This is a genomic window from Paenarthrobacter sp. PH39-S1, from assembly GCF_030063245.1.
Lineage (GTDB): Bacteria > Actinomycetota > Actinomycetes > Actinomycetales > Micrococcaceae > Arthrobacter_M.
Genome location: NZ_JASISR010000032.1, coordinates 1 through 15439 on the forward strand (window position 1 = coordinate 1; position 15439 = coordinate 15439).

The window sequence follows — 15439 nt, forward strand, 5'->3', positions numbered from 1 at the left end:
CCATGCCAATACCATACTTTAGGTCATACATATCTGGGTGACATGAAGGCCCCGACACGCCGCAACTTACGCGGTTTCTATTTCGCCGGGGCCCTCAAAAACAAAATAACCGGGAAACTCCCGCTAGGTCATACACGCGCCCGCTCGTGAGGAAAAAACTGTCCAAATGCAGATTCGTCCCCCTGCGCAATCAGGTGGGGCAGCGTTGACAGTTGGTCGCGCTCTCCCGTTACAGAAGAGGCAATTCTCGCCCCGCCTTGCTCGCTCGCTAAGTCATCAAGAGTCGTCGTGGAGGTGACCATTAAGGTTAGGCATAAAGTGCTGAAGTCTGAACGCGAATCGATCCCCTGGCCAGACCTAATAATTTTGTTGGGATGGCAATCTTGTTGGGATGGCAAAAAGTGCCGATCGTTCCGCCTTTGGACTCACTGTCGGCTTCCGAGCGATTACCGGTCAGGAGGCGGGAATGCAGGAGGCCTCGTAGATACCAAAATCATCATGAGGTGCCCTTCCAGCAGGTGACATCCAGTGTTAGGCGGATTTTGACTGCCTTCTGCGGATTCGGGTTTCCTGCAGTGATTCGTCCTGGAGGCTGCGTTGGAGGTTCGTGAGGACGCGGGACAGCAGGCGGGACACCTGCATTTGCGTCATTGCCAGATGTTTGCCGATCTCTTCCTGGGTTTCTTCCTGAAAGTACCGCCGATACAGCAGCTGCTGTTCCTGTGCAGGGAGCCTGCGGATGGCGCCGCGGAGCATTAGAATTTCCTCGATCCTGTCAGGCCGGTTGTCCCTGGCCGTAATGATCTCTGACAAGGTGACCGCGGTCTCGTCCATCGGCGCCTCCAGAGATTCCGGGTGGAGACTGCTTTGACAGTTCAGGGCTTCGGCTATGTCCTGCTCGTCGTAGCCGAGTTCGGCTGCGAGTTCGCACAGGGTTGGTTCCCTGCCGAGCTGCTGGGCCAACGCCGGCTGTGTTTTGGAAACGGTAGTGCGCAGGTCCTGTAGATGCCGGGGCGGCCGCACCATCCAACTGCTGTCGCGCAGATAGCGCTTCAACTCCCCTCTGACCGTCGGCACGGCGTAGGCCAGAAAACTCGTTCCCCTGTCCGGATCGAAGCCGCGCACCGCCTTGATCAGACCCAGCGAAGCAATCTGCTTCAGATCATCCAGATCCCGTCCCGCTATGACATACGCACGGGCCGCCGTGTCGGCGATGTCCAGGTGGCCAAGAACCAGCTCATCCTCGATGGCCCGCCGCAGTGAGCCCTCGGACCGTCGTGCCTTGCGGAATGACTCCAGGGCCTGGCCGTGGCCCATGACTGGGGACATGATGATCTCCGCTCCATTTAGTGGACGGCCGCTTGGGCTTCCTCCCAGAGAATCAGAAGCATGCTTCCAATACAACAGATTTTCCAAAAAATTCGTGCGGCAAACTTCTACTCCCGCGAAGCAGAAGGTATAAGCCGGTCCTCCGAAGATGTTTGGTGGCCAAACCAGTGACGTGTCAGCGCTCCGGGAAATCATCAAGCATACTTATCGTAAGGTAGGGCCATGATCCGCGGCCCTTAGGTCAGGAGAGCAGCCATGAAGTTTCCCTCAGCCCGCGGCCCGGTCAGCATTTTCCTGTTTGACCTCCTCCGCGCCGGGCCGGAAGGTACCGCCGACCAGACGTACGTCTTACGGACGCTGGCGGCACGGAGTGTGGCGTCGACGGAGAATGTCATCAATGATGAGGATCTTCAGCTGGCCATGTTCTGCCTGTACGAGCTTCACTACGGTGGGCTGGCCGGGGCGGATGAGCGGTGGGAATGGAATCCCGGTCTTATCGCCATCCGGCAGGAGATCGAGGAGGGTTTTGAGCGCGCCCTGCGCGCCGCCGTCGAACTTCCTGCCCTCGATGCTGCAGACAGCGACAGCGTGGCCAGCGTCCTCTTCGGCCTTGCAGCCGCGGATAACGGCCCGTCCATGTCGCGCTACGTCGCCAAGGAAGCGTCCTTGGAACAGCTGCGGGAGTTCCTGATCCACAAATCCATCTACCAGCTCAAGGAAGCCGATCCGCACACGTGGGCGATTCCCAGGCTGAACGGCCGCCCGAAGGCTGCGATGGTTGAAATCCAGGCTGACGAGTACGGCGGAGGGCGCCCGCAGCGCATGCATTCCGTCCTTTTCGCCCGGACCATGCGCGGGCTCGAACTCGACGATGTCTATGGCGAATACGTCGACGCCGTACCGGCACTCACCCTCGCATCCACCAACATGATGTCCATGTTCGGGTTAAACCGACGGCTGCGCGGCGCCATCGTGGGGCATCTGGCGGCCTACGAGATGACGTCGTCCCAGCCCAACCGGCTGTACGGCAACGGATTCCGCCGCCATGGCTTCAACGAAGATGTCACCTGGTACTTCGACGAGCATGTCGAAGCCGACGCCGTACACGAGCAGATCGCCGGCCGGGACCTGGCCGGCGGACTCGTCGAGGCCGAGCCTGCGCTCCTGGAAGACGTGTACTTTGGCGCCGCCGCGGCCTTGGCCGTCGACGCGTTGCTGTCCGCCCAGACCATGGCGGCATGGAAAACCGGGACGTCCTCGCTGCGGATTCCGCTGCCGGCCGGCGCGTAACCGGGCGTGGAGTCCGCCGGCCTGTTACAGGGTGCGAGCTACATTCTGCCGCTGCGCTGGGAGGCGGATGAGGGGCTGGAAGAACTGGCCGGATACCTGCTGCGGCTCAGCGGCTGGCTGTCGGTGATCGTGGTGGACGGTTCGCCCTACGCGCTGTTTTCCTGCCATGCACTGGCGTTTCCGCCTAAGGTCCGTCATGTTGCCCCGCAGCCGCGGCAGGGCGCGAACGGCAAGGTGGCCGGTATCATGACGGGAATCGCGCTGGCCGAGGACGAGCTGCTGGTGCTGGCCGACGACGACGTCAGGTACGACCGCGCGACGCTGCAGCAGGTGCTCGGCCTGCTCGAGGACGCAGACGTGGTCCGCCCGCAGAATTACTTTCTGGCACTACCGTGGCACGCCCAATGGGATACCGCAAGAACACTCGTGAACCGGGCCTTCTCGGCGGACTACCCCGGCACGCTGGCGGTCCGACGGTCGGCGCTGCTGGCCACCGGAGGCTATGACGGCGACGTCTTGTTTGAAAACCTCGAACTCCTGCGGACCATCCGGGCGGCCGGCGGACGGGAGCTGTGTGCCAAGGATGTATTTGTGGGACGGATTCCTCCGCGGACCGGACACTTCCTGCGCCAACGCGTCCGGCAGGCCTACGACGACTTTGCCCAACCGGCACGCCTGGCCGTTGAGCTGTCGGTATTGCCGCTGATCCTGGCCACCGGCTACCAGGCGGTCCGCCGCGGGTCGGCCCATCACGGGGCTGGCCACTACCTGGCCGCCCACCACAGGGCCGGCCGCCGCCGTCGTCCCGTGGCGGCCCTGACGATCCTCGCCGCGGTTGCCGTCGCCGCGGCCGAAACCGGACGCAGGAAAGACGGCGGCCAGCACTTTTTTGGTCCATCCGCCGCGCTCTGGGCCCCGCTGTGGCTGCTGGAGCGCTCCGTCTGCATTTGGGCCGCCGTCGCCCTTCGCTGTACGGGAGGTGTCCGGTACGCCGGGACCCGTCTTCGCCTCGCCGCCAACTCCCCGGCAACACTGCGTGAACGGTACGCCGGAAAAATCAGCACATCGCGAACAGAAAAGAGTGACCATGTCTGACGAATTGTCCCCGCTGCACCGGGACCGGGAACCGAAGGATGCTATCGTCGTCTGCCCGGACGGACCACTGCTGGTGCGTGGAGACTTCGAGATCGTCTCCACCACGGGCGAAAAGCTCCCCCGCCAGCGCAGGACCGTCGCCTTGTGCCGGTGTGGTGCTTCCGGCATCAAGCCATACTGTGATGGCACCCATAAGCTGATCGGCTTCCGCACCGATTTCCCGGACCGCAAGGCAACGTAGCGTTCGCCGGCCGTCGGCAGGACATCCATCTACTGTCGACGGGATTCCCGCTGTCTGATCGTGAAACATCCCCTACGTGCTGCCGTGAAAGGCGTCACTGCCGGTCTTCGCTGGCGCCGCCGGGGAAGTCGATGCCCAGCACACCGGCTTCATCGCCGTGATTCGTCGACTGGACACTCGTAGGCTTCCCATCGTTTTGCTCCCGCTGCCGGGCGTTGATCCAAATACCAGTCTGGTCACCCTCGCCGTCGGCGGCATTGACGCCGACTCCAACGGTGTCCTCGCCGCTTGTGCACCCGATCCGACGTCCGTCGCATGCACAGATGCCCTGAACGCGAGCCAGGCGCGGATAGTCGAACTGCCCGCGAAACTCCTGAGGACCTACGCCGCGGTGGCGGTCGCAGTGCCCCGCGCCCGTATCGCGATGCTCGGCTACCCCACGTCTTTTCAACGCGGGAAACCCCTTTGTCGACAAGATCAACCAAGCCACAGATGTCCTTAATCAAGTCATCTCCGGTGCTGTAGCCACTGCCGCAGCCACGAACAATCCCAGAATCAGCTTCGTTGATGTCAGTCAGGAATTCCTGAACCACGGCTTCGGCGCTGCCGTCCCCAACATCAACTACAACCCAGCAGACCCGATGGCACCGGCCTCCGGCCGGGCACAGCAGGCAACAGCGGTCAGCAACGTCCAGCGACGTCCGGCAACTTGTGAGTCTGCAGGAGACGGTCACCGCTTCAATGCCGCATCCCGTTCCTGCCGATGGCAGCCGCAACGGCGGCGGAGCGGGATTCCACGTCCAGCTTCGCGTAAATGTGGGCCAGATGAGTCTTTACCGTGGCTTCGCTGATCAGCAGACGCTTACTCAGTTCCCGGTTGCTGAGCCCCTGGGTCAGCAGTGCCAGGAGTTCCGCCTCGCGCGCGGTCAGCGTCTCCTCGGGGTGCTGCATCTGATGGAACAGCCGGGACGCAACCGGCGGTGACATCACACTGCGGCCGGCCACCGCGCCCCGGATAGCAGCGAAGATTTCCTCCGGCACCGAGTCTTTGAGCAAATAGCCCATGGCTCCGGCATCCACGGCGCGCACCAGGTCAGCGTCCGAGTCGTAGGTGGTGAATACCAGCACCGCTTGCGCCGGCCGCACCCGGCGGATCTGCGCGATCGCGGCAATCCCGTCCATCCCGGCGCCCAGGGCCAGATCCATCATCACCACATCGGGCCCATGCAGCTGCGCCGCCTCGACGCCGAGCTCCCCGGTTGCAGCCTCTGCAACGACCCGCAGATCGGGCTGGGAGTCCAGCAGCGACTTCAGACCCGCCCGAACCACCATGTGATCGTCGACCAGCAGCACCGAAATCATGGCATCACGTCTCTGCTCGGATCGTCCGCTGCGCCAATGCCGCGGCCGGAAGCTGGGCCGCGATAATGCAGCCTTCGCCCGGTGTGCTTTCCACGAACAGCACACCGCCCAATTGCTCCACCCGCTGACGCATCGCGCGCAGGCCGTAACCCCCGGCGGCCGTGGGCTCCGGGACTGCCGCCGGGTCGAAGCCGGCGCCGTCGTCGAAAATGTCAAGCGATACAGAGTCCGGCAGATAGCTAACGGTCACACTGACCGTCAGTGCATGTGCATGGAGCTTGATGTTCGCTGCGGCGCTTTGAGCGACGCGCAGCAGAACGTGCCGGATATCGGGCGGCAACGGCCGCGGCGTTCCATTACTGAAGAACCGGGCGTCCGGAAGATACAGCAGGACCGCTTGCTGCAGTGCCTCCCCGAGCGGCAGCGCGTCCGCCGGAGAGGACAGAGTGTGTACCAGGTTCCGGGTTTCGGACAAATTGCTGCGCAGCAGAACGGTCGCCGCCGCCAGATTTCTGCGCGCTACCCCGTCAGGCTGTTCCCAGGACTGCTCCGCTGCTTCCAGATGCAGCAGGCTGCTGGTCAATCCCTGCGTCACGGTATCGTGGAGCTCACCCGCCAGCCGCTCCCGCTCGGCGATGATTTTCGCGTCGTGCTCATGCCCGGCCAGCTGAGCCTGAGCCGCAGACACCTCATGCAGTAGCCGAGTGCGGGTTCTGGCATCGCGCTCGATCCGTTCGTAGACCAGCAACAGCAGGACGCCGGCGGCCAGCGGCCCGAGCAGCATCGCGTAGTCCGTTCCACCACCGAGCAGAAACAGCCCCAGGGCCGCGGGAACGACGACTCCTGCCACGCCCACGTATCCGGCCCGGCCGGAGAACGTACTGCGGCAGACGAAAAACAGGGAAAAAGCACACCATGCGAAACTCGGGGCGTTCAGGACCAGCCCGGCCCACAACAGCACCAGCAGCCACACCCAGCCCGCGGTTTTGTCGTGCCGCGGAGCCGCGGCAATAACCCCATAGACCCCGGCCAGCGCGAGGCTGAGCACCAGCACCAGCTGCCAGCGCTGATCCAGTCCATGATGGGTCAGATAGCGGACCGCCGAAGCACCGAGCAGGAGCAGGAAACTCAGATGCACCACCCGCCCGGCGCGCCCCGGAAGCCCGGCCAAGTCCGCAGGCATGGCGGGTTTCTTACCCGGCGCCGCTGTGTTCATTTCGCCTGTCCGTCCACCGAAAATCGTCCCGCCAGTTTATCCGACCAGCGGTCCGGGCGGCTCATCCCATTGGCGCAGGCTCCACGCCAAAAGGATGAGCTACCCGGGAACCAACGGTCGATGCGCAGCGGGACAAACGCTGCCAGCATGGAAGTGCGGGACGCTGACCACTGGCATGCGTTCCGTTCGCTCCGGACGGAACCGTCCCGCAGCGTTCCGTCAAATAAGGAAGTCCCATGAAAATCACCCGCCCGATACTTTTCTCCGCCGTTCTGGCGTCCGGCGCGCTGGCCCTGTCCGCGTGCGGCGCCCCGCAGTCCGCACCGTCCTCGCCTCCCTCGGAGGGAATTGCGTTAGCCGCGGCCGTGGGCGCCGTCAACGGCCAGCCCGTCGGCGGTCAGACCATCGGCACCGTACCCGTTGAGAACACCGTGCAGCAGAACAGGATTTCGGACGAAAAGTCCGCCGCAGCCGTGCTGGCCGCACTGCAACAGTGCAAGTCGGACCAACTGCCGTTCGTGTCTGTTGCCCTGGTGGACCGCTTCGGCACCGTGCAGGCCCTGCTGCGCGGTGACAACGCAGCCCAGCACACCATCGAGTCCGCTCAGCAGAAGGCCTACACCGCGGCTGCCTTCGGGTCCCCCACCAGCGAACTCGCCAAGCGGATCAGCGGCAACGGCCCGGGAATCGACGATCTGCCCGGAACGCTGTTCCTGGCCGGCGGCGTCCCCCTGAAGGTCGACGGGGTGTCCGTAGCAGGCATCGGCGTCGGCGGCGCGCCCGATGGAGCCCTGGATGAGAAATGCGCCGCGGCCGGAGCCACCGCTCTCAGCCAAGCCGTGGCCAAGTAGAGCCCGACGGCGGGATCAGCAGGGAACGCAGCGTGCCCACCGGCTCAGCAGATGCCCGTGCAAAAATATGGACAGGCGCCCTGACAGGGGCGCTGATGGCCCTCGCTTTGGTGTCCTGCGCAACGCCGTGGCCCGCCGGAGCTCCGGTCGTCGGCACCGGAGCCTCCGCCTCATCACCTGGCCCTGCTGCACCCAGCGTGGTGCCGCCGTCGTCGTCCCCAACCACGTTCCTTCCAGCCGTCACACCGCCCGGCATCCCATCCGGCGCCGCGCCTGGCACTCCCCGCCCGGCCGGGGAGCTGGCCGGGCTCAATGCGCGCCTGCTGCAGGCATCAGCCGCCAACGATGCCGCCGAAGTCACAGCTCTGCTGGACCGCGGCGCGGAGTTGGAGGTCCGCAATGCGGACGGCCGGACACCTCTGATCGCCGCCACCAAAACCAACGGTGTGGGAGCCGTCGGTGTGCTGATCGCCGCTGGGGCCGATGTCAATGCCAAGGACGTGATGGCCGACTCAGCGTTTCTCTACGCAGGCGCCGAGGGGCTCGATGAGATTCTGCTATTGACCCTCAGCCATGGCGCGGACGTGGCCAGCATCAACCGCTACGGCGGAACCGCACTGATCCCGGCCAGTGAACACGCCCACGTACGGACCGTGCAGATCCTGATCACGGCGGGAGTGCCGGTAAACCACGTGAACAATCTCGGTTACACCGCCCTGCTGGAGGCCGTCATGTTCGGCACCGGCAGCACCGATTACCAAGCGACCATCGGGCAGTTGATCGCTGCCGGAGCGGAAGTTGACCGGGCGGACAACGCCGGCGTGACAGCGCTCCGGCACGCCGAGCTTTTACGGCAGAGCGGCGTTGCCCGGATCCTGCGCGACGCCGGGGCACGCTGACGGCCGGTCCATCGTCATGCCAGCAGACGGCCTCAGCGCGGGTCGAGACCGGCGGCTCCGGTCATGGCCAGGCACTGCCACAACGTGACGGCAACCGAGTCGAGCACGGCGGCATCCGATTGTTGCTCCACCTGCTGCACCACGGGTGCTCCATAGAGGTTGGTGCAAAGGTAGATCAACGCTTGCGGCCAGCTGTTCCCCGACCCGTCCGCCAACTCGGCCGAAGGTGCCAGAAGCTCTGAAGGTTCCACCCGGGCGAAGTATTCGTTGATGCTAAGACCAAGATGGCGTTCTCCGGTGATCGTCATTCCTTCGGTGCGGTAGCCGCGGATGATGGCGTCGTTCACGTCTTGGGTATACGGGCTGACTAAACCGACCCGCGAGATCCCGAAGGCTTTGAAGGCGTCCAGGTAGGCCAGCGTCGAGGTCGTGGCCGGGATTCCGGTCGCCGCACTGATCTGGCTGACCATGTCCCGGGTCGTGATCGGCTCCAAGCCAAGAACCCGCGGTGCCGTTCTAGTTCAGCAATCGCACAGTGCCTTCGACCGTCACGACACCGAGGCGGCAAATGCGGCCAATGCGGCGTTCCACGACGAGATCATCGACTTTTCCGGGAATCTGGCACTCCGACACCCCTCATGGGCCGGCTGCACTGGCTCTTCGGCCAGATTTCGGATTTCGATCAAGTGTGCCGGGAGCATGCCGTCCTGTGTGCCGCGATCGAATCCGGTGACCCCGTGCTGGCGGCTAAGGAAGCCCAGAAGCACGTACTTTCATACCGGAAACAGACCCTTCAGTACCTTTTCGAGAAAACGGCTTAGTCCCGCGGGACAGGGGGTGTGATTCTACGCAGGAATCCCCGCCGGCGTACGTCTCCGGCGGGGAATCTTTGCTGCTTGTGGTGGCCTGCCGGCGTGCATCGCCGGCGGGGGCGCCGTGCTACTTGGTGGCTCCGGCCCACAGATCGTCGAAGGCGACGGTCAGTGGGGTCGGTGTGCCGGTGGTGCTGAGGTAGCTGTACAGGCCGATCGCGCCGGCTGCCTGCAGACCGGCGGTGGAGTCGGTGGTGGTCAGCTGCCAGTTCGCCGGTTCGGCGGTGCCGACCTTCCAGACCTTGGCCTGGACGGTGGTCGGTGAGGTCCCGGTCACCTGCAGCCGGAGCTGGAGCTTGTCGCCGGAGTTGAAAGTCAACCCGGAGATCGTGGCGGCCTTCAGGATCGTATCGGTGTTGCGCTGCAGGTTCAGTTGTACCGATCCGGTGGAACTGACCACGACGCGGGCACCATAGCTGGCAGTACCGACGCGGCGCCCGATCAGACCCGCATAGATGCTGCTCGCCGTCGGCCGGTTGAAGCCGATATTGGCCCGCACCTCCGTATCACTGGAGGAGACGCCGTTGAGGTAGGCGTAACGGTTGGATTTGGCCGGGCTGGCGACGGTGGCGGCGCTGCCGTTGACCGCGAAATCGGCGACGGCGCCGGAGATCGTCCAGGCCCCGCCGGTTTCGGCCGTTCCCAGGCCGCCGCCGACGGTGCGGGTGAATGTGTCCTGCGCCAAGGCTGTCCCGGCTGGCGGCGTTGTACTGGTCACGGTGACCGGATGATTCACCGTTCCCGTGGCGCCGCCGTTGTCCGTCACGGTCAGGGTGACCGTGTAAGTTCCTGCGGTGGCATAGGTGTGCTTCGCGCTCACGCCGGTTCCCGTGCCGCCGTCTCCGAAGTTCCAGGCGTACGAGGAGATCGTGCCGTCGGGGTCCTTGGAACCCGAGGCGTCCACGCTCGCCGCCAACCCGTTCACACTGCTCGTAAACGCGGCCGTCGGAGCCACATTCGGCGGCGGGGTTGTGCTGACGGTGACCGGATGGTTCACCGTTCCCGTGGCGCCGCCGTTGTCCGTCACGGTCAAGGTGACCGTGTAGGTTCCTGCGGTGGCATACGTGTGATCCGCGCTCACGCCGGTTCCCGTGCCGCCGTCTCCGAAGTTCCAGGCGTACGAGGAGATCGTGCCGTCCGGGTCCTTGGAACCCGAGGCGTCCACGCTCGCCGCCAACCCGTTCACACTGCTCGTAAACGCGGCCGTCGGAGCCACGTTCGGCGGCGGCGTCGTGTCGACGGTGTTCGTTAGACCCGGCGTGCCGTCCGTGGTCGACGCAGCCCTCCAGTTCGCCGCCACGGCATTGTCCGCCGTCGGCGATACCAGCTCAAGCGACGGCCCCGTGCCGTCAGCTGCAGCCGGCCACGGCGCCTGGTTTGTGTACGTCACCGAGTCGACCACCCCGCCTGTGTTGCGGAGCACAACCGCCTCACCGGCGTCGTCGAGGGACCCGGTGAACTGGCCTCCCACCAGCCGGTTTGCGCCGGTGTAGGCCTGCCGGAATGCCTTGTCGTTCGCCACAAACACGACCTGGCCACCGGCCGGGATCACCGTACCGGCTTGGATCGTCAAACCAACGGCGTCGATCGCCCAGCCGGAGATGTCCACCGCGGTGTTGCCCGGGTTCGACAGCTCGATGTATTCCCCGCCGGTGCCGGACGGGTGGTACTGGATCTCGTTGATGACGACGCTCGCGTCTGCCGCCTGCGTGGTCGGCACCGGCTTCCCGGCACCGGTGTTGTTGTTGATTGCGTTGCGGCGGTCCGTCAGCCCGTTGACGAAGGCGCTCCGGGCATAGGCGGGCGTGTAGCCGCGCCACTTCGCATAATTCAGGTTCCAATCCGGAGTTGTCTTGGCCGAGATGGCGTCCCACTGCGCCTCGTACTGGCCGGCCGGCAGGAACTGGTCAGCAAGCGTGCGCAGCCGGCGGTAGAACATTTCCTTGATCTCGGGGTAGGCGAGCATGGCCTGCGTGAAGTGGTTCGATGTGTCCGGAGTCAGGAAGAGTCCCTTGCCGTCGGAGGCCGCGGTCGTGAAGATCCAGTTGAGATCCCACTGCCACATTTCCCAGCGGCCGGTTCCGTCGGTGTCGCGCGACAGCCACCAGTTGTACCAGCCGCTGTCCTGATGCCGGATGATCGAGTTGATAGCCATGTAGTTGACGAGTTCTGGAACGTTCACGTTCTGGTAGATCCAGGCCTGCTGCGCGGCCGACGGCGCCGCGTCGACCGTGTTGGACAAGGTCCAGACGTCGCTGAAATCCTCGGTCTTTCGGGTTTTCTTCTCGAGCCAGCCCGACGCAGCGAGCGTGGTCGCCGACGTCGACTTGCCGACGCTGCCGCCCGCGCCCTTGTAGATCGCCCAATCCTTCACGCCCTGGTCGGCCCGCCAGGAGCCGTCCTCGGTCTCCATGATGCGGCCGAGGCTCCAAAAATCCGCGTTGCGCTGCGTGCGCACCGGAACAATGTTCAGCGCCCGGTTGCCGGCGGCCTTCACGGTCGCCCAGCCAACATCGGCAAAGTTGTCAGAGTAGTTCTGTAGCGCGAATTCGTCGAGGGGGTAGGGCAGCTGGCCGCCGAGGTCGAAGGTGTAGCCCTTTGGGAGCTCGACCTTCCAGTTCACCTTCGCGTCGGTGCGGGAGGAGTTGCCGCGGACACTCATCAGGGCGCCGTCGATGACCTGGCCTTTGTAGGACCACACAGCCGCACCTTGGACATCGTCCTGGCGGTGATTGGCGAGGATGTCATTGTAGACGGCGTCGTCCATGAACCACTCGATGACCGGAAGCTGGCTGCTGACGGTGGTGTTCACCACGACCACGCCCCGGTAACGCACGGAATCGCCCGCCGCGGGCTCGGAGTATGTTGTGCCGCCGGTCGTCGCATCGACCCGATAGCGGATCAGCTTGCCCGCACTCTGGCCGGGAATCGAACCGGAATACACGCCGTCGCCCGCGCCGCCCGGGCTGGCTGCGTCGTCGAGGAACGGCACCACAGCGTCGGCGCCGAACATTACCTTGTACGTAAGCTGAGCGGTGGAGCCGGGCTGAAGCCGGGCCGAGACCACCACCGCCTCATTGACGGCGGGACGGGCTGGATTCGCCGCCAGGCTTCCGACAGCCGGGGCGCCCCCAGCGCCGTCGATCGAGTTCCTTGCGCCGGGCGTGCCACCGGCGGCCAGGCTGGCACCCCAACTGCCGGGCAGCGTCTTGTCGGACATGAGGTCACGGAGTTCCAGCGAGGGACCCGTTCCGTCGGGCGTCGTCGGCCAGGGGGCGACGTCGGCGTAGGTGACAGTGTCGATCGTGGCGAGCGCGCCATCGACCACCGTGACGGTCTCGCCGCCGTTGCTGAGGTTCCCGCCATAGACAGCGTTCGGCGCGAAACCGTAGGTGGTCTGGAACTGGGCCGCGTCCTTTGCGACCACAAAGTAGCCATGGGCAGAAACGACGGTGCCGGCGGCGAACGTTCCCGTTACGCCGGCACTGAACGACCATCCCGAGATGTCGAGCGGAGCGGCCGACGTGTTCGTCAGCTCCAGGAAATCATCCGCGTCGAGGTCTGACCCCGCGTGGTAGTTCAGCTCCGAGATCACGAGGCCGCCCGCCGCTGCGCTCGCCGGCCCAGCCGCGGAAACCACCAACATCCCGGCCATCATCGATGTTAACGCAACAGCTGATGCTGCGTGCCATGCTCTTCCAACTGTCATTGCAGGGTCCCCTCAACGAAGATTTGGGCGCCCGAGGTGCGAAGCCGGCCGCCCACGCCGCACTGTCATGCGGTGTCAGGCACGAGTATGGATGACAGCCCGGTAATTGTCGACGCGTATTGCAGACGGTTTTTGCGGGTCCACGCCAGGTGCCCCAGCGGCCGGCAGCGATGCGCGTTCGCGGCCCGACGTCCGAACCCAAAGGGTTCCGGTATGAAAAGTCTTCCAACCGCCGTTGCCGATCCTGCCAGACGTTCCCGCCGCGGGCGGATGGTCCACCCGTCGTCCCCCGCAGGGTATGACGGAACGGCCGCCACCCGGGGGTGGATGGTGGCCATACCCACGGCCGGTGAGGCCTTGGTCTGTGAATGTCTTCTCCGCGTCACCCCAAGAGTGACCAGGGCGTTTTTCTGAGCGGTGAGGTTTTGGTCGTTGGTGGATACGCGCGTATCCGATGAGGAGTCCGGTCATGGTTCTGAATGTACCGTTTAGCCTCCGCCGTCACCGGGCAGGCAGCCACCCAGGTTGATCCGGTGCCCGGCAAGGGCGGTTTCGGTCAATCAGGTGCCTCCGATTGACGCCTCCGGGAGATCGACCCGTTATCGAACGTCACTGGACCGGCCGTGCCCCTGTAAACGCTTTCGGCGGCATCTCAGCGCCCGGTCACTCCCAGGGTGGTTATGTCCGAGCCGGTGGCATTCCTCAGGGCGGCCGCAAGCCGGGCGACGATGTGTAGTGGTGCGGTGGGGGCGAGTCCGGCTGTGAGATCGAGCATGCGCCGTACCTGGGCGACGTACCCATTGCAGTGGTGGCAGGCTGCTAGGTGTTCCTGGACGCGGTCTCGCAGCCCGGTGTCGAGCGTGCCCTCAAGGTAATCGGTCACCAGCTCGACGAGCTGGCGGCATACCACTGGTTCACGGGAGCCGGGACGAGCCGGGCGTCGTTGCACCGCTGGCTCGCTCATCCGTGCCCTGCTCGGTACCGCCGCTGCCGGGTCCGGTCGGCCGGTGCTTGTCGCTGCGTAGTGTTCGACGGCGGCCCGGACCTTGCTCCGGCCCCGGTGCAGAAGTACCCGCTGATTGCCGTCACCGAGCATGTACAGGGTGCCAACCTCTTCTCCGGAGAGTCCCAGCACGTCCCGGGCGATCATGACGGCCCGTTGCCGCTGGGGAAGCGCGGTCAGGGCGGTGTCGATGACGGTTCGCAGCTCAGCGGCGGTCAACTGTTCCTCTGGCAGCAGGTCCCAGCGCAATGGTGACGACACCCAGTGACCGGTCTGCGGATGGAACCGCCCTGGGGCGACCGCCGGATCCCACTCGTCCCCACGGTCGGCCCACCCGGTTGCCGAGAATGGAAGGGTGCGGTGCTCGCGCGCTCCGGCGCGGCGGGCGGTGTTGATGACGATCCCCATCACCCATGTACGAAGCGTGCTGCGGCCCTCGAAGCGCTCGATCCCGGTGAGCACCGTGACCCAGGCGTCTTGGACGGCGTCCTCGGCGGTGGCGTCACTGACTGTGTGTGCGCGTGCCAATCGCAGCATGCCGGGAGTCCACGCCGCCACCAGCTGCCTGACCCTGGCCTCGTCGCGAGACCGCAGGGCGGCGATGGCGGCGGGGTCATCGAATGCGACGTCCACCGGGTCAGTCTAACCGATGCCGCGAGATTTGCGGGCACTACGCAGGTTCGGGCAGCGGCGGCATGAACTACATCACCTAATCGTGTAACGAACGCGGCGCTGGCGGGACTAACTCCTGATGAAGCGATCCTGGTGCCGCTCGGTACCCGTCGGATGAATCCGTTTCTTGAGGAGCAGCAGCATGCGTACCACGTCGATCCCGGTCCTTCTCACCGCAGCCGGTGCCAGTGTGGGGCATCTCCCTGACGACGCAGGCAGTGGCTGCGCCCGTCAGCGCGCCTGCGGCACACCCTCACCAAGCCCGTCCTCGGGTCGTGACGCGTCACGGATCACCCCTGTCGCCCTAAACGAGGGTGCTCAGGCAGGGACACGAGCATGAAAACACGACACGACGCCACCCAGGCTCTTCAGTCGATCGGAACCTCGACTCTGCGCTCCGCGCTGGCGATGAACCTCCTATGGATCGGTGCACTGAAGTTTGAGGACTACGAGGTGGAGAACATCCACCCCCTGGTCTCCTCGAGCCCGCTGTTTGCTCCGGTCCTCAAGAAGCTCGGCGAGAAGAAGACGGCAAGGATCGTGGGGATGACCGAGATCGCGTTGGCATCATTGATCGCCGCGAGGCCACTCGCGCCCCGGCTCTCCGTGCTCGGCGGGCTTGGAGCAGTCGGGATGTTCGCCACAACCCTGAGTTTTCTGTTCACGACACCAGGAGCCTGGCAGGAGGGCCACGGCGCCCCGAAGCTATCCATGGTGGGGCAGTTCTTGGTCAAGGACAGCGTGTTCCTCGGCGCTTCTCTCCTCGTCACCGCCGAGTCGTTGCGCGCCGCGCGGCGACGTTGATGGAGGTTCCGGCCCGCGGAGGCCGCCAACGTTCGACGTCCCGCGTGGCGAGCCAGGGTCCGCGACACGGAGGCGATCGTGAGGACCGAGATCCGG

13 protein-coding genes are annotated in these 15439 nt (G+C 65.0%); 6 read left to right on the forward strand and 7 right to left on the reverse strand.

Annotated features, from left to right (window positions below; genetic code table 11):
- Nucleotides 1–531: 531 nt before the first annotated feature.
- On the reverse strand, nucleotides 532–1329 hold the full coding sequence (locus tag QMG52_RS17195) for a sigma-70 family RNA polymerase sigma factor (protein ID WP_283561650.1): 798 nt from the start codon (nucleotides 1327–1329) through the stop codon (nucleotides 532–534).
- Nucleotides 1330–1584: 255 nt separating this feature from the next.
- Here QMG52_RS17195 and QMG52_RS17200 point away from each other — a divergent pair, with 255 nt between their 5' ends.
- The 3 genes from QMG52_RS17200 to QMG52_RS17210 are packed head-to-tail and all read left to right on the forward strand — an operon-like array spanning nucleotide 1585 to nucleotide 3955.
- Complete coding sequence (locus QMG52_RS17200) at nucleotides 1585–2619, forward strand: iron-containing redox enzyme family protein (RefSeq protein WP_283561651.1); 1035 nt, start codon at nucleotides 1585–1587, stop codon at nucleotides 2617–2619.
- A 6-nt stretch (nucleotides 2620–2625) separates the two neighbouring features.
- Nucleotides 2626–3714, forward strand: coding sequence for a glycosyltransferase family 2 protein (locus QMG52_RS17205; RefSeq protein WP_283561652.1), 1089 nt, complete (start codon nucleotides 2626–2628; stop codon nucleotides 3712–3714).
- Nucleotides 3707–3955: a CDGSH iron-sulfur domain-containing protein gene (locus QMG52_RS17210; RefSeq protein WP_283561653.1), complete on the forward strand. Its 249-nt coding sequence runs from the start codon at nucleotides 3707–3709 to the stop codon at nucleotides 3953–3955. The genes QMG52_RS17205 and QMG52_RS17210 overlap by 8 nt, the downstream gene beginning before the upstream one ends.
- A 94-nt stretch (nucleotides 3956–4049) precedes the next feature.
- On the opposite strand, the gene QMG52_RS17215 is transcribed toward QMG52_RS17210, so the two are convergent.
- The 3 genes from QMG52_RS17215 to QMG52_RS17225 form a co-directional block, all read right to left on the reverse strand.
- Nucleotides 4050–4406 carry a hypothetical protein gene (locus tag QMG52_RS17215; protein WP_283561654.1) on the reverse strand — a complete coding sequence of 119 codons (357 nt, stop codon included), beginning with the start codon at nucleotides 4404–4406 and terminating at the stop codon, nucleotides 4050–4052.
- Between the two features lie 287 nt (nucleotides 4407–4693).
- Nucleotides 4694–5317 carry a response regulator gene (locus QMG52_RS17220; protein ID WP_283561655.1) on the reverse strand — a complete coding sequence of 208 codons (624 nt, stop codon included), beginning with the start codon at nucleotides 5315–5317 and terminating at the stop codon, nucleotides 4694–4696.
- Nucleotides 5318–5321: 4 nt separating this feature from the next.
- Nucleotides 5322–6500, reverse strand: coding sequence for a sensor histidine kinase (locus QMG52_RS17225; RefSeq protein ID WP_283561656.1), 1179 nt, complete (start codon nucleotides 6498–6500; stop codon nucleotides 5322–5324).
- Nucleotides 6501–6769: 269 nt separating this feature from the next.
- Here QMG52_RS17225 and QMG52_RS17230 point away from each other — a divergent pair, with 269 nt between their 5' ends.
- Together QMG52_RS17230 and QMG52_RS17235 are read left to right on the forward strand one after the other, a co-directional pair.
- On the forward strand, nucleotides 6770–7384 hold the full coding sequence (locus QMG52_RS17230) for a GlcG/HbpS family heme-binding protein (protein WP_283561657.1): 615 nt from the start codon (nucleotides 6770–6772) through the stop codon (nucleotides 7382–7384).
- A 32-nt stretch (nucleotides 7385–7416) separates the two neighbouring features.
- On the forward strand, nucleotides 7417–8283 hold the full coding sequence (locus tag QMG52_RS17235) for an ankyrin repeat domain-containing protein (RefSeq protein WP_283561658.1): 867 nt from the start codon (nucleotides 7417–7419) through the stop codon (nucleotides 8281–8283).
- 32 nt (nucleotides 8284–8315) lie between these two features.
- On the opposite strand, the gene QMG52_RS17240 is transcribed toward QMG52_RS17235, so the two are convergent.
- The 3 genes from QMG52_RS17240 to QMG52_RS17250 form a co-directional block, all read right to left on the reverse strand.
- Nucleotides 8316–8777 carry an aspartate racemase/maleate isomerase family protein gene (locus QMG52_RS17240; protein WP_283561659.1) on the reverse strand — a complete coding sequence of 154 codons (462 nt, stop codon included), beginning with the start codon at nucleotides 8775–8777 and terminating at the stop codon, nucleotides 8316–8318.
- A gap of 445 nt (nucleotides 8778–9222) precedes the next feature.
- Nucleotides 9223–12801 carry a PKD domain-containing protein gene (locus QMG52_RS17245; RefSeq protein WP_283561660.1) on the reverse strand — a complete coding sequence of 1193 codons (3579 nt, stop codon included), beginning with the start codon at nucleotides 12799–12801 and terminating at the stop codon, nucleotides 9223–9225.
- A gap of 715 nt (nucleotides 12802–13516) precedes the next feature.
- The gene (locus QMG52_RS17250) at nucleotides 13517–14500 is read right to left on the reverse strand and encodes a sigma-70 family RNA polymerase sigma factor (RefSeq protein WP_283561661.1); all 984 of its coding nucleotides are present in this window, start codon (nucleotides 14498–14500) and stop codon (nucleotides 13517–13519) included.
- 375 nt (nucleotides 14501–14875) lie between these two features.
- Between QMG52_RS17250 and QMG52_RS17255 the strand changes: the two genes are divergently transcribed.
- Nucleotides 14876–15343 (forward strand): YkgB family protein, encoded by a 468-nt coding sequence (locus QMG52_RS17255; protein ID WP_283561662.1) that lies wholly within the window; start codon nucleotides 14876–14878, stop codon nucleotides 15341–15343.
- Nucleotides 15344–15439: the final 96 nt, after the last annotated feature.

Bases quoted from the DNA above. Each gene is read 5' to 3' on its own strand.
- QMG52_RS17220 (WP_283561655.1), bottom strand. From the start codon at position 5,317: ATGATTTCGGTGCTGCTGGTCGACGATCACATGGTGGTTCGGGCGGGT.
- QMG52_RS17255 (WP_283561662.1), top strand. From the start codon at position 14,876: ATGAAAACACGACACGACGCCACCCAGGCTCTTCAGTCGATCGGAACC.
- QMG52_RS17210 (WP_283561653.1), top strand. From the start codon at position 3,707: ATGTCTGACGAATTGTCCCCGCTGCACCGGGACCGGGAACCGAAGGAT.
- QMG52_RS17195 (WP_283561650.1), bottom strand. From the start codon at position 1,329: ATGTCCCCAGTCATGGGCCACGGCCAGGCCCTGGAGTCATTCCGCAAG.
- QMG52_RS17230 (WP_283561657.1), top strand. From the start codon at position 6,770: ATGAAAATCACCCGCCCGATACTTTTCTCCGCCGTTCTGGCGTCCGGC.
- QMG52_RS17200 (WP_283561651.1), top strand. From the start codon at position 1,585: ATGAAGTTTCCCTCAGCCCGCGGCCCGGTCAGCATTTTCCTGTTTGAC.
- QMG52_RS17225 (WP_283561656.1), bottom strand. From the start codon at position 6,500: ATGCCTGCGGACTTGGCCGGGCTTCCGGGGCGCGCCGGGCGGGTGGTG.
- QMG52_RS17245 (WP_283561660.1), bottom strand. From the start codon at position 12,801: ATGTTGGTGGTTTCCGCGGCTGGGCCGGCGAGCGCAGCGGCGGGCGGC.